Source organism: Pseudomonas edaphica (assembly GCF_005863185.1).
Taxonomy (GTDB): Bacteria; Pseudomonadota; Gammaproteobacteria; order Pseudomonadales; family Pseudomonadaceae; genus Aquipseudomonas; species Aquipseudomonas edaphica.
In genome coordinates this window covers 1-14918 of the sequence record NZ_VBVZ01000087.1, presented here as the reverse complement: position 1 = coordinate 14918, position 14918 = coordinate 1, and the positions used below count along the sequence as shown (strand labels likewise).

Genomic DNA, 14918 nt, shown 5'->3' with positions numbered 1-14918 from the left:
GTAACTATCCAGTCCTGATACACCGCCATCGCAGGCAAGCCAGCTCCCACAGTTTTAGATCTTCAGTGCGTCTGAATCAGCGGTAAATATCTTCCCGCGTCCACGGCAGTTCATGGCTGCCATCGGCGTGAGGCTTCACCGCCAATATCTGATGCAAATTGATCCAGCCCCGCGCAAACGCATACGCGCAACCGGCCAGGTACAGCCGCCAGATCCGCAATGCCTGCTCCGGCACCATCTTCGCCGCCGCTTCGAGGTTGTCTTCCAGGCGCTCGCTCCAGTGGTCCAGGGTGCGCGCGTAGTGCAGGCGCAGGCTTTCGACGTCGACCACCTCCAGCCCGACTTCGCTGATTTCGGCAGTCATCATCGCCAGGTGCGGCAGCTCGCCGTTGGGGAATACGTAACGCTCGATAAACTCCCCGGCGCCACGCCCCACAGGTCGACCGTCGGTGTGCTTGGCGGTGATGCCGTGGTTCATCACCAGGCCGCCTTCGCGTACCGCGCCAAACAGCGTCTTGCAATACTCCGCCAGGTTGGCGTGGCCGACGTGCTCGAACATGCCCACGCTCACTACTTTGTCGAAGCGACCGTCTTGCGGCAGGTCGCGATAGTCGAGCAGTTGCAGGTCCACCTGATCTTCCAGCCCTTCAGCCTTAACCCGTTCCCGAGCCAGCGCCAGCTGCTCCTTGCTCAAGGTAATGCCAAACACTTTGACTCCGAACTCGCGCGCCGCAAACCGCGCCAGGCCGCCCCAGCCACAGCCTACATCGAGCAAATACTCACCCGGCTGCAGCCGCAACTTGCGGCACAGATGGCGAAATTTATCTTGTTGGGCCTGGTCGATGGATTCGCTGCCGGTTTCGAAATACCCGCAGGAATACGCCATGTCCTGGTCCAGCCATAGCTGGTAGAACTCGTTGGACAGGTCGTAATGGTAGGAAATAGCCGCTGCGTCTGTAGCCTTGTCGTGGATCGAGCGCACCGGATGACTCCCCTCGTCGTCGTCGATCAGGGCGTGACTCAACTCGTCACATACCCGGATAACCTCGGAGATGGAGCCTTCCAGTTCCAACTTGCCCTCGACAAAGGCTTCGCCCAAAGCATCGAGCGTTGGATGGGTCAGCTTGGACACGACCGTGGGGTCCTTCACCACGATGGTCACACTGGGCTCGGGGCCCAAGTTGAATTCATGGCCGTCCCAGAGTCGAAGACGCAGCGGTAGCTGAAGATTCTGTAAGGCCGGTGGAAGTTGCGCGAGCATGAGTAGTCCCCCCTTGTTTCAGACGTCTGGAATGAGGGTAGACCATCAGAAGACAAAGTAGGAGGCTATCGATTTAATAGCCTTCTTCTATGGGGCTCGGCGCTCGAGCAAACCGTCCTGAATCCACTGTTTCAGCCATGTCACCGCCTGCAGTGGCGCACCCTCTGCATAAGTGACTACCAGCGCTTCGCACAGTTCTGAAAAATTCCAGCCGGTGGTCACCATTCCCGCCAAGGCACTGGCTTCCGCTGGCTCCAGGCTGCGGTAATGGCATACGTTCTGATGGCGCCATACCAGGCAAATCTGCGCCAGCTCCAACGCGTGGCTGTCGGGAAAGTCCGACTCATCCTTGCTCGCCCGCCAAATGGCCACGGTATTGAAGTGACACAGCATCTGCTGCACCGAAGGCGCAAGGTTCACCTGCAACCCAGGCCAGTCTTCAGGCGCCAATTGCGCCATATCAGCAAGGGCCAGCGGCTCACCCTGCGGGGCATCAAACGCCAGGGTAAACGCCCATTCCAACCGCGCCAGCTCCGCCAGCGGCGCGCTCTGCTCAGCCACCAGGTGCTCAACGATAAACGCCGGGAACCGCTCACCCAGCCAACGCAGGCTGTAATGGGCGGAGGGATATCGGCGCAAATAGGCTTCTGTCAGTAATGCGAACTCATCATCGCCGAGCCAATACCAAATGGCACCGAAGTCATGGCGCAGTACTTCCTGCAAGCGCGACAGGTAGGCGTTGTGATAAATCGCCAGGCCCGTGTCCACATCCAGGGTCGGCCCACCCAGCAAGGTCGCGGCGAAGCCACTGTTGGCGGCTGAGTTTTCAGATAACAAGTGCTGCTCAAAAGCCAACTGCCAATCGGTCAAGCGCATAACGACCTCCGGGCCAAGGCGGTCGCGCCCAGTTCACGGGCCTTGCTCAACTCGGTGAGCAGTTCTTCGAACGGTGGGAAATGGTCATCGCGTTCCAGCAAGGTCGACACCGGCCCCAGATGCTCAAGCGTCTGCTGATAAAGCGCCCAAACCGGGTCGCACACTGGATGGTCATGGGTATCGACCACATAGTCGCCGTAGTCCATATGCCCGGCCAAATGCAGCTGGCGGATACTCTCGGGCGGCAAACTACGGATAAAGGTCCAGGCATCAAACCCGTGGTTGCGCGAGCTGACATACACGTTGTTCACGTCCAGCAGCAGCTGGCACCCGGTCAAATGGGCCAGGGCATTGAGGAATTCCCACTCGGTAAATTCATCGGCCTTGGAGCGCACATAGCTGGAGACGTTTTCCAGTACCAATGGGCGCTGCAACACATCCTGCACTTGGCGCACGCGGGCAGCCACATGGTAAAGGCTTTCTTCGGTGTAAGGCAGCGGCAACAAATCGTGCAACTGATGGGCACTGCCGCGGCTCCAGCACAGGTGATCGGAGATCCACGCGGGCTGAATGCGCTCGGCAAGTTGTTTGATTTGTTTCAGGTAATCGCTATCGAGGGCATGCGGCCCACCGATGGACAGGGACACACCGTGCATCACCAGGGGATAACGCTCGGCTATCGCGTCCAGGTAGTACAAGGCTTTACCGCCCTGGACCAGATAATTCTCGGAGATCACTTCGAACCAATCCACGGCCGGCGACTGTTCAAGGATCTGCTGGTAGTACTCACTGCGCAAACCCAGGCCGTAACCCAGACTTGTAAGGGAAGCGGACATCACACACTCCTGGGCAAAGTGCCCGCAGCGGCGGGGGGCGTCCGCTGCGGTTGCACCCGTTGCCGGTTATTCGCCGACTTTGCCACCAGCCTTGGTGCAAGCGTCTGCACTGGCCATAGCCTTGAAGCCCTGACCTTTGCACGAACCTTGACCTTTGCAAGCGTGGTCCTTGGTTTTGCAATCGTTCTGGCCTTTGCAAGCGTTGATGCCGTAGCAGTGCACAGCGGTGTCAGCGGCTTGAGCCTGAGTGACAACACCAGCAAACATGGTAGCGGCGGCCATTGCGAGGGCGGCACCAGCAGCAGCGGATTTAAAGTTCATTTTTGTATTCCTCATGATCGGTAGTGGAATCGGTCTGAACGGATTGTTCAGTCTCGACATACCACTAGAGTGAGGTCCATCACTGGCGTTACAGCTGTGTGCAAATATTTCTGAAAATTATTCATCCAGCTTCAAAAGCGGCTCCTGGAAGCGTAGCAAACGCCCGGCATTACCCAATACCAGCAGGGTGCTGAGGTTATGCAACACCGCCGCGATCATTGCGCCTGCTGCGCCCAGCCAGCCAAAAGCAGCAAACACCACGATGGCCAGCGTCCAGCCCAGGCCGATGATCACGTTGACCTGCAACGTATGTCGGCACTGGCGGCTCAAGCGCACACAGGTGCCAAGGCGACGCAGATCGCTGCCGATCAACACCACGTCCGCCGATGCCAGGGCGATGTCCGCCCCGCCGGCGCCCATGGCGACACCGACCACACCCGCCTTGAGCGCCAGGGAATCGTTAATGCCATCACCGACGACCATCGGCCGGAAACCGCTGCCAATTTCCCCCAGCACGCGGTTGAGCTTATCTTCCGGCAAGGCCTGCGCTTCGACGTCGCTGATGCCTACGTCGAGCGCCAGGCTGTCGGCGACACTTTGACGGTCGCCGGTCAGCAATAGTTGACGGCCCAAACCGAGGTCGCGCAGCTCTTGCAGCGCCTGGCGTGCTTCCGGCTTGACGCTGTCCGCCAGCAACAGCCAGGCCAGGAACTGCCCGTTCAAGGCCAGCCCGGCAATCGGGCCGTCATGGTTCGGGACTGTCGTCGTGACAATACCCAACTGCTCGAACAACTCCGGTCGCCCCAGCGCCGCCTCGCCCTGCCCGGTTTGCGCCACGACGCCAAGCCCCTGGCGTTCGTGAATATCCGTCAGCACCAGCATTTGCTCTTGCGTGGCCAAACCGGCCAGCGCACGGCTGACCGGGTGACTGCTGGCCGAACCCAGGCTGGCGGCAAGATTCAACAACACTTGCCGATCCGGCGCTGTGGTTTCAATGGACTGCAAACGCAGCGTGCCGAAGGTCAGCGTGCCGGTCTTGTCGACCACCAACGAGGTCAGGTCCGCCAACTCCTCCAGAAACGCCGAGCTGCGAATCAAAATCCCATGGCGCGCCGCCACCGCAATCCCGGCAATCGCTGTGGCCGGCGCCGACAACACCAGGGCACACGGGCACGCCGCCACCAACACCGCCAACATTGCCTGAGCGTCATTGGTGACAAACCAGGTCACCGCCGCCAGCAGCAATACCAGCACCATATAGCTGCCGGCGTAACGCTCCAGCAGCCGCGTGATCGGTGGCTTGGAGCGTTCAGCGTTTTGCATCAGGGCGATGACCTTGCCCAAGGTCGATTCATCGCCGGTGCGGGTCACCTGCAAGCGCAGCAACCCATCCAGGTTGATCGCACCGCCAAACACCTGCACACCGACGCTCGCTTCCAGCGGCACCGACTCACCGGTGATAGGCGCCGTGTCCAGGCTCGCCTGGCCCGACAGCACCACGCCGTCGGCGGGCACGCGATCACCGGCGCGCACTTCGACAATATCGCCGGTGTTCAGCGTGCCGTTATCCACTTCAATAATGCTGCCATCGGCCTGCACCAACCGCGCATGGCTGCGGGTCAGTTTGCCCAGGGCGTGAATCGCTTCCTGGGAGCCGATCACGCTGCGCTCTTCCAGCACATGGCCGAAGATCATGATGATCGGCAACAACGCGGCGGTCAGCAGATCACCGGTGGCCCAGGCACCCAGCATCGCCAGGGCGATCAATTGGTCGGTGATGCCATGCAGGCTGGGGTAACGCAGGCTGTACCAGGCCGAGCGCATCACCGGCACGGCCACCAGCAAGGACGCCACGCCGAGGAGTAATTGGCTGACACCGGTCTGGTCCGGCGCGAGCCAGCGCCAGACCAGGCCGAGCACAAGTAAACCCAGAGCCAGCATGGCCAGGGTCAATTGCCGGGCAGCGCTGCGCTGCTCGGCGGAGGTCAACATGGGTGCGCTCATTGCTCGGCTCCCTGAATGATCAAGCGGGAGTCGTCTTTAGGGTCGACGGTGGTCACAGAACCTGCCTGGCCCAGAATCTTCGGCAAGCGCTCGCGATAAAGACGCAGCAACAAGCCAGGGTCTTTGACTTGAGCCAGGCTGGCGACGGTCGCGGTTTGCGCCTGGGCGTTGGCCAAGCGTTCACTGGCCTGGGCGTGGGCAACCTGCACCAGCCGATCGGCTTCCTGGTTGGCGGTCTGGGTGAGCTTTTCCGCTTCGGTGCGCGCATTGGCCACGGCTTTGTCGGCCTGCTGGCTGGCCGTCAGCACGGCGTTAAAAGCATTGACGGCCGGGCCTGGCAGACTTGATTGCACGTCGACGCGAGTGACTTCGATGCCCAAGCCCAACCCCGTCGAAGCCAGCTGCGCCAGGCGTTTATTGATGCCTTGCACCAGATCACCGCGCAGCCGCTCACGGCGCTCGGCGGCACCGTTGTCGGTGCCGATCAGTTCAGGGCGCGCCACCAGAATCGTGTCCAGGTCGCGCGCGGCGGTCAGGGCCACCGCGCTGCGCGTCACCAGCCGATCCAGGGCCGGCAGCACGTGCTCGCCCTGCAACACAAACGCGTAAGGCTCGGTGACCTTATAAAACACCCGCACATCCAACTGCACCACGCCGGCATCGCCCGTCAGCAAATAACCGGAACCGGCCAGCGCGTCACTCAAGGGCGTGGCAAAACTGGCCACGCGGTCGGCCTGGATCGCCGCCTCGGAGCGCAACAAGTTCTCCACTCGCCGCTCGATCACACGGTCCGCCGCCGGCAACAGCACCACTTGCTCGAAGGGCTGCGGCCACGCAAGCAAAAGCCCGGCGTTCTGGATGCGGTCAAGCGCGCCGAAGTGCAACACCACGGCGCGGTTCTGCGGGTCGATCTGGCGCACATTCGAAAACGCCCAGGCCAACGCCGCCAATACCGTCACCGCGTACAACGCCAGGAAGGTCAGACGCCCGGCCTGGATCCACGGGCTGTCCGGGCCGTCACGCTCGGTCATGGCTGAACGTCCTTAGGCCCGTCTACCAGTGCACGGAACGGTGCAGCATCGGTGCGCAGGATGATCTTGGTGCCCGGCGTGACCACGGTACCCAAGGTATCGAGCGAGCGCAGCAGGTTGTACAGCTGCGGGTTGCCGGCGTAGGCACGCCCGTAAATCTGCGCCGCCTCAACCCGCGACTGGGCTTCGATATCGGCGGCTTTCACCGTGGCATCGGCTTGCACGATGCGCGCATCCCGCTCGGCAGCGGAGCGAATCTGCGCCGCTTCCCGCTTGCCCACGGCGGTGCGTTCAGTGGCGATGGTTTCGCGCTCGGCGCGCATGCGATCGACGGTGGCGGTCAGGGTGACGGAAGGCAACGTCAGGCGCTCGACGCCCACTTGCGCCACGCGTACGCCATAGGTGGTGAGCAATTGTTGATCAATCTGTTGGCGCAGCTGTGCTTCAAAATCAGCAATGCGCACCTGGCTGGCGTCGGTGTTGATCAGGCTGGACAGGTCGAAGCTGGCAGCGGTGGTTTCCAGCGCCGAGCCGACGAAGGTGCGAATCTGCCGCGCCGCTTCATCCGGCTGGTTCTGCACCGCACGCATAAAGCGCTGCACATTGTCGGCATCGCCCTGCACCTGCCACGCCACGTAGGCCTGCACGATGATGCGCAGGCCATCGCGGGTGCCCACATCCTGCAAACCGCTGGAGGTGGTGCGCAGGCGCAAGTCCACCGGGATCGCCGCTTCGAACGGCGCCGGCCAGCGCCAGCCCAGGCCCGGCTCCAGCAGTACCCGCGACGGGTTGCCGAAGCGGGTAATCACCGTGGCTTCACCGGAACGCACCTGCACCAGGCTCGCTGCCGCGACGGCAAACAACACCAGCAATACCGCCCAGGCCATGCGCCGCCATGGAAATGGGCCAGCAGCCTGTTCGTCGCCATGATGGTGATGGTGGTGGCCATGATGATGGTGATGACCGTGATCGTGAGAATGAGCGCTCAACAGACAGACTCCTTATTGAACGGCTTTACGCGGCGCCATCGGGTCGGCCGGCAAAGTAAAAGAACGCAGATCGATCGTCGGCGCGCCATCGGCGCCCAGGCGGTGATCCAGAATAAGCAGCTTGGCGTGGGCCAGGCCTTGGCTGAGTTGGCCCAGGTACTGTTCCAGCACAAAGGCACGACCCGCAGTGGCGTAGGCTTTTTGTTCGGCGGTAAAACGCAGGTCGGCCGCCTGGGCACCCGCGTTCACTTCACGGGCAGTGGCCACCGCCTGATCGCGAGCAGTGCTGGCTTGCAACAACGCCTGGTTGGTTTGCTCGCTGGCAGCCCCGCGTTCGCGGGAGATCAGCGCCTGGGCGCCAATTTGTGCCGCCTGCACACCGTGATAAGCGTTGGCGGCACCGGCCGGTGGGTGAATCGCTTCTACGACCGTGGCCAAAATCTCCACGCCGCTGTCGAGCTTTTGCAGGTCTGCCTGCACGGCGCGACCCACTTCATCGGCGAGGCTGGTGCGTTGCTCACCGAGCAATTCGTCGAGGGTACGCGAAGCAAAGTCATGCACAAGGATGCGGCTGGCGGTGCTGCGAATCAGCGTCGGTATATCCGCGCTGTTATAGGTGGCGGCCAGCGCAGCCTTGTCCGTCAGGCCGATGCGGTAGACGAAACGCACATCCATATTGACGATCTGGAAGCTCTGCTTGTCGCCGCTGCTGCTGGCGATCACTTGGGACTTGTCATTCACATGGCTGGCGTCCCACAAACGATTGGCGATGAGCGGCGCCGGGCCTTCCGCCGAGGCCAACTCCGGTGCGGCGGCCTCGCTGACGCTGGTGGCCAGTTCATGCACCACGCCGTTTTCCACGCTCAGCACGCGCCCCAATGGCCAAGGCAACCCGGCATGCAAGCCAGGTCCGAACACCTGCACGGGCTTGCCGAACCGTTCATAAATCCCACGGCCTTGCAGGGGCACTTCATGCACGCCGGTCAGCGCCCAGCCTACCGCCAGCACCACCAGCAGCACTGGCAAAAACGCCCGACGCATGTAGGTAAACGCCCAGATCTGACGCAGATCGATGCCAAAGCGGTTGTGCAATTCGTGCTGCAACGCCAGCAAAGGTTGTGGTGGCCAACGCAGCAGGCCCGCGATAAAGCTTTGCGCCATCAAGCGCGGTTCGAGGCGCGGCTGGCGCGGGCTGAACAGTGACAGCACGCCCCTTAGCAGAAACTCCAGCGCCACCAGCGCGGGCAACAGCCCCGTCAACACAGCCAGACGCAGCGGCCACACGGATTCGGCACCGGCAAACAGCAGGCAGATCGCACTGACCACCAGGCTGATAATCGCCACGCGGCTCAACTGCGCCAGCTGTGACGCTTCCGGCCATTGCGCGGCGGTTTCCTGGGCCAAGCGGCGCTCGAACACCAGCAAGCCAAAGGCCAACGCCAGGGCCACCGCCGCGCCGATGCTCGCCGATTGCCCCACCGCGGCAGCGGGCAAGGCCAGATTCCAGAACTCAATGATGCTGATCAGCGCCAGCAACGACCAGCCGCACAGCCACACCACTGGCGCGCCAATCTGTGCCAGCACACCGCTGCCAAACCGATTGATCGCCCGTGCAAGCGCGCCAACCTCTTCGTCGGGAGCTTCGATCAGTTCAGCCGTGGGCGTTTCCAGCGCCTGGGCGCGCCAATCCGCCACCCACCACGCCGACTGCAACCCGGCCACCAGCACCAGCAAGGCCGACGCGCAATTGATCAGCACCACCGGCCAGATCGACAGCGGCGCAAACAGTGCCACGAACAGCGCCAGCACCCAGCCGGCCAAGGCCAGGGCCGTCAGGCTGATGCCCGCCTGGCGCAATCGGCGGGCATGGAACAACCCTTGTTGAAAACGCGGAAGGCCTTCAACCGAAGCGCCGTCAGCTTCCAGATCCACTTGCATCCACTTAACGTCCGCTACACACAATTGGTTACGATATAACACGCAGCGTGAAATTTTTGTCCGAAAACAGCGCAAATCCCCTATGGGAGCGGGCTTGCTCTCGATAAAGGTCTGCCAGTTTTTAATGGTTGGACTGATGTACCGCCATCGCAGCATAGGTATCTACACAACTTTAAAGGCCGCCACTTTCTCCTGTGGCGAGCAGGCTTGTCGAATCGTCGCACCGCCTGCGTTGGGCTGCGAAGCAGCCCCAGTGAAGGCACTGCAATTTTCCTGAAAGTACTCAGTGTCTGGGTTTGGGGCCGCTTCGCAGCCCAACGCAGGGCAAGCCTGCTCGCCACAACGGCTCACCTGCCACAGATTTCGTGTCAACCGGCTGTGTAGATACCTATGCCCATCGCAGGCAAGCCAGCTCCCACATTTATTCTGTGGTGCTCTCTGGAAAGTGATTAAACCCCCAGAAACACAAGCCATCACTGGTGCAGGCACAGATTAATCGGCACACTCCAAAACAGTTTTTCGCGGGCCCATGGACAAGGAAGCGTCATGATTTCGATCTACCAGCTAAAACCGCGTTTTCAGAACCTGCTGCGCCCTCTTGTGCAGCGTCTCTACGACAATGGCACCACCGCCAACCAGATTACCGTGCTGGCCGGCGTTGTTTCCTTGCTGGTCGGCCTGCTGATCGCCAGCTTTGCCCAACACCTCTGGCTGTTTGCGCTGATCCCGCTGTGGATGATCCTGCGCATGGCCCTCAATGCCATCGACGGCATGCTCGCGCGCGACTTCGGCCAGCAATCACGCCTGGGCGCCTATCTCAATGAACTGTGTGACGTGATCGCCGACAGCGCCTTGATCCTGCCCTTTGCGCTGATTCCGGGCGTGAGCCTGGCGCCGGTGCTGCTGGTGGCGTTGCTCGCCGTGTTCAGCGAATACGCCGGTGTACTGGGGCCGATGGTGGGTGCCTCACGGCGCTATGACGGGCCGATGGGCAAAAGTGATCGTGCGTTCGTGCTCGGTGTACTCGCCACTGGCGTGGCGTTGGGCTGGCTCGGCGCGGGCTGGGTCGATGCGGTGATGTGGCTGGTCGCTGCCCTGCTCGCCTACACCTTGGTCAACCGCGTGCGTCAGGGCCTCAAAGAACAACAAGAAACCTCTCCGATTGCATAAGGATTTTTGCGATGCGCGAACAGCAAGAGCACACCTTCAGTACCCACGATGGCGTCGAGCTTTTTTATCGACACTGGCCGGCCACTGCGCCTGCGGGCGACGAGCCGCGCAAAGCGATCCTGCTGTTCCATCGCGGCCATGAGCATTCTGGCCGTATTGCCCACCTGGTCGATGAACTCGACCTGCCGCAATTCGATTTCTTTGCCTGGGACGCCCGTGGCCACGGCCAATCGCCGGGCGCCCGCGGTGACAGCCCAAGCTTCGCCACCAGCGCCCGCGACGTGCAGACCTTCTGCGAACACATCGGCGCCACTTACGGCATAGAAGAACAAAACTTCGCCGTTATCGCCCAAAGCGTCGGCGCGGTGATCGCGGCCACTTGGGTACACGACTACGCGCCAAAAATCCGCGCGCTGGTGCTCGCCTCCCCGGCGTTCAAGGTCAAGCTGTACGTGCCCTTCGCCCGGCCTGGGCTGGCGTTGATGCGCAAGTTTCGCGGCAACTTTTTCGTCAACAGCTACGTCAAGGCCAAGTTCCTCAGCCATGACCCTGAGCGCGTCGCGTCCTACGACAGCGACCCGCTGATCACCAAAGCGATTTCGGTGAATGTGCTGCTCGGTTTGTACGAAGCCGCCGACCGGGTAGTCGCCGATGCCCAGGCGATCCAGGTGCCGACGCAATTGCTCATCTCCGGCTCCGACTTCGTGGTGCACCGCAAACCCCAGCAGCAATTTTTCGACCGGCTTGGCAGCCTGAAAAAAGAGCTGCACATCCTGCCCGGTTTTTTCCACGACACCCTCGGCGAGCGCGACCGCGCCACGGCCGTAAGCAGCGCTCGGCGTTTTATCCTGCAGAACTTCGCCCATCCGCTGGACCGCGCGGCCCTGCTCGACGCCGACAAACTCGGCGCCACGTGCGCCGAATCCGAAGCCCTCGCCGCGCCGCTGCCGCGTAATTCCCTGCGCGACCTGTACTGGCGCATCACCCGCGCCAGCATGGGCCTGGGCAAGAACCTGTCGGACGGGGTGAAACTGGGTTTCGACACCGGCTTCGACTCCGGCAGCACCCTGGACTACGTGTACCGCAACACGCCCACCGGCAAGGGCGGCTTGGGGCGGATGATCGACACCAACTACCTCAACTCCATCGGCTGGCGCGGCATTCGCCAGCGCAAGCTGAACGTCGAGGAACTGCTACGGCTGGCCATGGCCAGGTTGCGCGATGAACATCGCGAGGTGCGCATCGTCGATATCGCCGCCGGCCACGGGCGCTACATTCTTGAAGCCTTGCAAGGCGTTTCGCCGCTGCCGGAATCGATCCTGCTGCGCGACTACAGCGACATCAACGTGCGTGACGGCGGCGCGCTGATTCGTGAAAAAGGTCTGGGGGACATCGCGCAGTTCGTCAAAGGCGATGCATTTGATAGAGCAGACTTGGCGGCACTGACGCCCAAGCCGACCCTGGCAGTGGTGTCCGGCCTGTATGAGCTGTTTGCCGATAACGGCATGGTCGGCGGTTCGCTGGCCGGTCTTGCCGAAGCGGTGGAGCCCGGCGGGTACCTGGTCTACACCGGCCAGCCGTGGCACCCGCAACTGGAATTGATCGCCCGCGCGTTGACCAGCCATCGCCAGGGCCAGGCCTGGGTAATGCGCCGTCGCAGCCAGGCAGAGATGGATCAATTGGTCGAGGCGGCGGGCTTTCGCAAAATCACCCAGCGTGTGGATGAGTGGGGCATTTTCACCGTGTCCCTGGCACAGAAGATCTGAGCATGCGCGAACCCGGTTTATTGAAACCCGCAGTCCTGTGGCTACTGCTGTTGGCGCCGCTGTTTTTCAGCACCTACGGCTTTGCCACCTGGGTCACCAGCCAGCGCAGCGATGTGGGCACGCTGGTGTTCGGCTGGGAAACCCATATGCCGTTCTGGGCCTGGACCATCGTGCCCTACTGGTCCATTGACCTGCTGTACGGGTTTTCACTGCTACTGCCCAATACTCGCCATGAGCTGAAACAACACGCGTTGCGCCTGCTCAGTGCGCAAGTCATTGCCGTGAGCTGCTTTTTGATCTGGCCGCTGCGTTTCACCTTTGAACGGCCGGAGCTGGATGGCGTATTCGGCTGGCTGTTTGCAGTGCTGGCCGGGTTCGACAAACCCTTTAACCAGGCGCCGTCGCTGCATATCGCGCTGCTGGTGATTTTGTGGGTCATGTATCAGCGCCACACCCAAGGGTTTTGGCGTTGGCTGGTGCATGGCTGGTTTGCGTTGATCGGTATTTCGGTGCTGACCACTTATCAACATCACTTTATCGACTTACCCACAGGCGCCCTGGCCGGTTGGCTGTGTGTGTGGCTGTGGCCGGTGGAACATCCAAGCCCGCTGTTGAATGCACGGCTGACGCGGGACACAAAACGATGGCGACTGGGCATGCGCTACGGCCTCGGCGCTTTAGTGCTGGTAATCCTGGCCTTGGTGCTGCGCGGCGGGTGGTTGTGGCTGCTTTGGCCAGCGGTTTCCTTGGGTTTGATCAAGGCGAACTACTTTGTACTCGGCGCGTCGGGCTTCCAGAAGCGCAAAGACGGCCGGCTCACTCCTGCCGCGCGCTGGCTGTATGCACCGTATTTGGCGGCCGCGTGGATAAATTCCAGGCTGTGGACACGTAAACATCCACAGCCTGACCAAATTGTGGATAACGTCTGGCTTGGTCGAATTCCTGCCAACGGCGAGCAAGGTTCCTTCAAGGCCATCGTCGATCTGTGCGCCGAATTGCCGATTAATCCACAGGGCCGCGCCTATGAATGCGTGCCCGTGCTGGACCTGATTGCCCCGTCTCCCGCCGAGTGCCAGCAAGCCGCCGAAGCCATTGAACGCCTGCGTTCAAACGGCCCGTTGCTGGTGTGCTGCGCCCTCGGCTACTCGCGCAGCGCCACCGCCGTCGCCGCGTGGCTGCTGCACAGCGGACGCGCCGCAACGGTCGACGAGGCACTGGCTATTATTCGTACAGCACGGGCCGAAGTGGTCCTGCATCCTGCTCACCGTAAAGCGTTGGAGGGTTTGCCCCATGCCCGCTGATATGGAACTTCAGGTCGTTGCCAGCCTGCTGCGCCGTGGCCGTTCGCTGGATCAGTTATCCACAGGCCTGACCGTGGCTGGCGTGTTATTTGGCCTCGCACAGTTGCTGTTGGCCAGCGTTTCGACCCTGTGCCTGCTGCTCAGCCTGTGGATGATTATTCTTGGCTTGCTGCAAAAGTACTGGGCCTTGCGCGTGGCCTTCGACGCCGACCTGTTCGCCATGCTGGCCCGCGACACCGAGCGCACGGCCGACCTCGACCAATCCTTGCAGAGCCTCGGCCTGCAATCGCCCAAACGCGCCGGCCGACCCTGGATCGAACGCCGTCGCGGCGCGCTCAAACTGCTGCGCAAACAAGCCTGGTTGCTGGGCGCGCAAGCGCTGCTGACCCTGGCCGTCATCCTCGCCAGCCCTTGGCTACCTTTCGCCGGATAAGGAATTCCCATGTTCGAACCCGTGGTCGCCACCCTGATTACCTCGATGGCCCGCACCGTCACCGGCGCCCGCAGCCTGTGGCTGGGCTGCGCACCGGTGCCGGTGCAGCGCATCTACTTCGCCAACCACAGCAGCCACGGTGATTTCGTCTTGTTATGGGCGTCGTTGCCGCAGAACCTGCGCAAATTCACGCGCCCGGTAGCCGGCAGTGATTACTGGAACCAAAGCGCACTGCGCCGCTACATCATCAACCGCGTGTTCAACGGCGTGTTGATCGACCGTGAGCGTAAAGACCCTGTGGATAACCCCTTGCAGCCGATGCTCGCCGCGCTGGAAGGCGGCGATTCCTTGATCATCTTTCCCGAAGGCACGCGCAACCTGGAGGACGGTTTGCTGCCGTTCAAAAGCGGCCTGTATCACCTGGCAAAAAGTTACCCACAGGCCGAATTGATTCCGGTGTGGATCGCCAACCTCAACCGGGTCATGCCCAAGGGCCGCGTACTGCCGCTACCGTTGCTGTGCACCACCAGTTTTGGCGCGCCGCTGCAATTGGAAGACGGTGAAGACAAAACCGCCTTCCTCGCCCGCACCCGCGACGCCCTGCTTGCCCTCGCCCCGGAGCATGTCTGACATGGATAGCCAAACCCTGATGTTGTTCGGCGGGATCGGTGCGATTCTGGTGCTCGCCTCGCTGATCGGCCTGATCCTCAAACTGCGCACCCGTGGCACACCGAATGCGGTGGTCGACAACCTTAACGCCCGCATCAATGCCTGGTGGGTGATGGTGGTGGTGATCGGTATCGCCTTCTGGCTCGGAACTGGCGCGGTGATCCTGCTGTTCTACGCGGTGTCGTTCTACGCCCTGCGCGAATTTCTCACCCTCACGCCGACACGGCGCAGCGACTACCCGGCCCTTGTAGCAGCGTTCTACCTGGCGCTGCCGCTGCAATACCTGCTGATTTATGCGGACTGGTACGGGCTGTTCTCGATCT

14 protein-coding genes are annotated in these 14918 nt (G+C 61.8%); 6 read left to right on the top strand and 8 right to left on the bottom strand.

Translation table 11 applies throughout. The features are described 5' to 3' along the window. Positions 1-76: 76 nt before the first annotated feature. The 8 genes from cfaB to hflK (FEM54_RS08305) all read right to left on the bottom strand — a co-directional run bounded on the left by cfaB (position 77) and on the right by hflK (FEM54_RS08305) (position 9256). A complete protein-coding gene (gene cfaB / locus FEM54_RS08340) occupies positions 77-1261 on the bottom strand; it encodes a C17 cyclopropane fatty acid synthase CfaB (protein ID WP_017135094.1) in 1185 nt (394 codons plus the stop codon). 87 nt (positions 1262-1348) lie between these two features. Then, positions 1349-2137 (bottom strand): HvfC/BufC N-terminal domain-containing protein, encoded by a 789-nt coding sequence (locus FEM54_RS08335; protein ID WP_138450392.1) that lies wholly within the window; start codon positions 2135-2137, stop codon positions 1349-1351. Continuing rightward, positions 2128-2973 carry an MNIO family bufferin maturase gene (bufB, locus tag FEM54_RS08330; protein WP_017135096.1) on the bottom strand — a complete coding sequence of 282 codons (846 nt, stop codon included), beginning with the start codon at positions 2971-2973 and terminating at the stop codon, positions 2128-2130. The genes FEM54_RS08335 and bufB overlap by 10 nt, the downstream gene beginning before the upstream one ends. Before the next feature lie 66 nt (positions 2974-3039). Further along, positions 3040-3294, bottom strand: coding sequence for a BufA2 family periplasmic bufferin-type metallophore (bufA2, locus tag FEM54_RS08325; RefSeq protein WP_017135097.1), 255 nt, complete (start codon positions 3292-3294; stop codon positions 3040-3042). 117 nt (positions 3295-3411) lie between these two features. Then, positions 3412-5298, bottom strand: coding sequence for a cation-translocating P-type ATPase (locus FEM54_RS08320; RefSeq protein WP_058421072.1), 1887 nt, complete (start codon positions 5296-5298; stop codon positions 3412-3414). Then, on the bottom strand, positions 5295-6329 hold the full coding sequence (gene hflK / locus FEM54_RS08315; protein ID WP_138450390.1) for a protease modulator HflK: 1035 nt from the start codon (positions 6327-6329) through the stop codon (positions 5295-5297). The genes FEM54_RS08320 and hflK (FEM54_RS08315) overlap by 4 nt, the downstream gene beginning before the upstream one ends. Then, positions 6326-7321 (bottom strand): protease modulator HflC, encoded by a 996-nt coding sequence (hflC, locus tag FEM54_RS08310; protein WP_171045810.1) that lies wholly within the window; start codon positions 7319-7321, stop codon positions 6326-6328. The genes hflK (FEM54_RS08315) and hflC overlap by 4 nt, the downstream gene beginning before the upstream one ends. A 9-nt stretch (positions 7322-7330) precedes the next feature. Next, the gene (hflK, locus tag FEM54_RS08305; protein ID WP_138450388.1) at positions 7331-9256 is read right to left on the bottom strand and encodes a protease modulator HflK; all 1926 of its coding nucleotides are present in this window, start codon (positions 9254-9256) and stop codon (positions 7331-7333) included. 546 nt (positions 9257-9802) lie between these two features. Here hflK (FEM54_RS08305) and FEM54_RS08300 point away from each other — a divergent pair. From FEM54_RS08300 to FEM54_RS08275, 6 genes are all read left to right on the top strand, one after another. Beyond that, positions 9803-10426, top strand: coding sequence for a CDP-alcohol phosphatidyltransferase family protein (locus tag FEM54_RS08300; RefSeq protein WP_138450386.1), 624 nt, complete (start codon positions 9803-9805; stop codon positions 10424-10426). 11 nt (positions 10427-10437) lie between these two features. Next, positions 10438-12192 (top strand): bifunctional alpha/beta hydrolase/class I SAM-dependent methyltransferase, encoded by a 1755-nt coding sequence (locus FEM54_RS08295; RefSeq protein ID WP_138450384.1) that lies wholly within the window; start codon positions 10438-10440, stop codon positions 12190-12192. A gap of 2 nt (positions 12193-12194) precedes the next feature. Continuing rightward, positions 12195-13493, top strand: a complete 1299-nt coding sequence (locus FEM54_RS08290) for a phosphatase PAP2/dual specificity phosphatase family protein (RefSeq protein WP_138450382.1) — start codon at positions 12195-12197, stop codon at positions 13491-13493. Then, positions 13483-13926 (top strand): hypothetical protein, encoded by a 444-nt coding sequence (locus tag FEM54_RS08285; protein WP_138450380.1) that lies wholly within the window; start codon positions 13483-13485, stop codon positions 13924-13926. Before FEM54_RS08290 ends, FEM54_RS08285 begins: the two co-directional genes overlap by 11 nt. Positions 13927-13935: 9 nt before the next feature. Further along, positions 13936-14556: a lysophospholipid acyltransferase family protein gene (locus FEM54_RS08280; protein WP_017135106.1), complete on the top strand. Its 621-nt coding sequence runs from the start codon at positions 13936-13938 to the stop codon at positions 14554-14556. 1 nt (position 14557) lies between these two features. Beyond that, positions 14558-14918: phosphatidate cytidylyltransferase (locus FEM54_RS08275; protein ID WP_171045809.1), on the top strand; the 361-nt coding region annotated here is incomplete at its 3' end.

Coding starts and splice junctions, on each gene's coding strand:
- bufB (WP_017135096.1), bottom strand. CDS start 2,973: ATGTCCGCTTCCCTTACAAGTCTGGGTTACGGCCTGGGTTTGCGCAGT.
- cfaB (WP_017135094.1), bottom strand. CDS start 1,261: ATGCTCGCGCAACTTCCACCGGCCTTACAGAATCTTCAGCTACCGCTG.
- FEM54_RS08320 (WP_058421072.1), bottom strand. CDS start 5,298: ATGAGCGCACCCATGTTGACCTCCGCCGAGCAGCGCAGCGCTGCCCGG.
- bufA2 (WP_017135097.1), bottom strand. CDS start 3,294: ATGAACTTTAAATCCGCTGCTGCTGGTGCCGCCCTCGCAATGGCCGCC.
- FEM54_RS08280 (WP_017135106.1), top strand. CDS start 13,936: ATGTTCGAACCCGTGGTCGCCACCCTGATTACCTCGATGGCCCGCACC.
- FEM54_RS08300 (WP_138450386.1), top strand. CDS start 9,803: ATGATTTCGATCTACCAGCTAAAACCGCGTTTTCAGAACCTGCTGCGC.
- FEM54_RS08295 (WP_138450384.1), top strand. CDS start 10,438: ATGCGCGAACAGCAAGAGCACACCTTCAGTACCCACGATGGCGTCGAG.
- hflK (WP_138450388.1), bottom strand. CDS start 9,256: ATGCAAGTGGATCTGGAAGCTGACGGCGCTTCGGTTGAAGGCCTTCCG.
- FEM54_RS08335 (WP_138450392.1), bottom strand. CDS start 2,137: ATGCGCTTGACCGATTGGCAGTTGGCTTTTGAGCAGCACTTGTTATCT.
- FEM54_RS08290 (WP_138450382.1), top strand. CDS start 12,195: ATGCGCGAACCCGGTTTATTGAAACCCGCAGTCCTGTGGCTACTGCTG.
- hflK (WP_138450390.1), bottom strand. CDS start 6,329: ATGACCGAGCGTGACGGCCCGGACAGCCCGTGGATCCAGGCCGGGCGT.
- FEM54_RS08285 (WP_138450380.1), top strand. CDS start 13,483: ATGCCCGCTGATATGGAACTTCAGGTCGTTGCCAGCCTGCTGCGCCGT.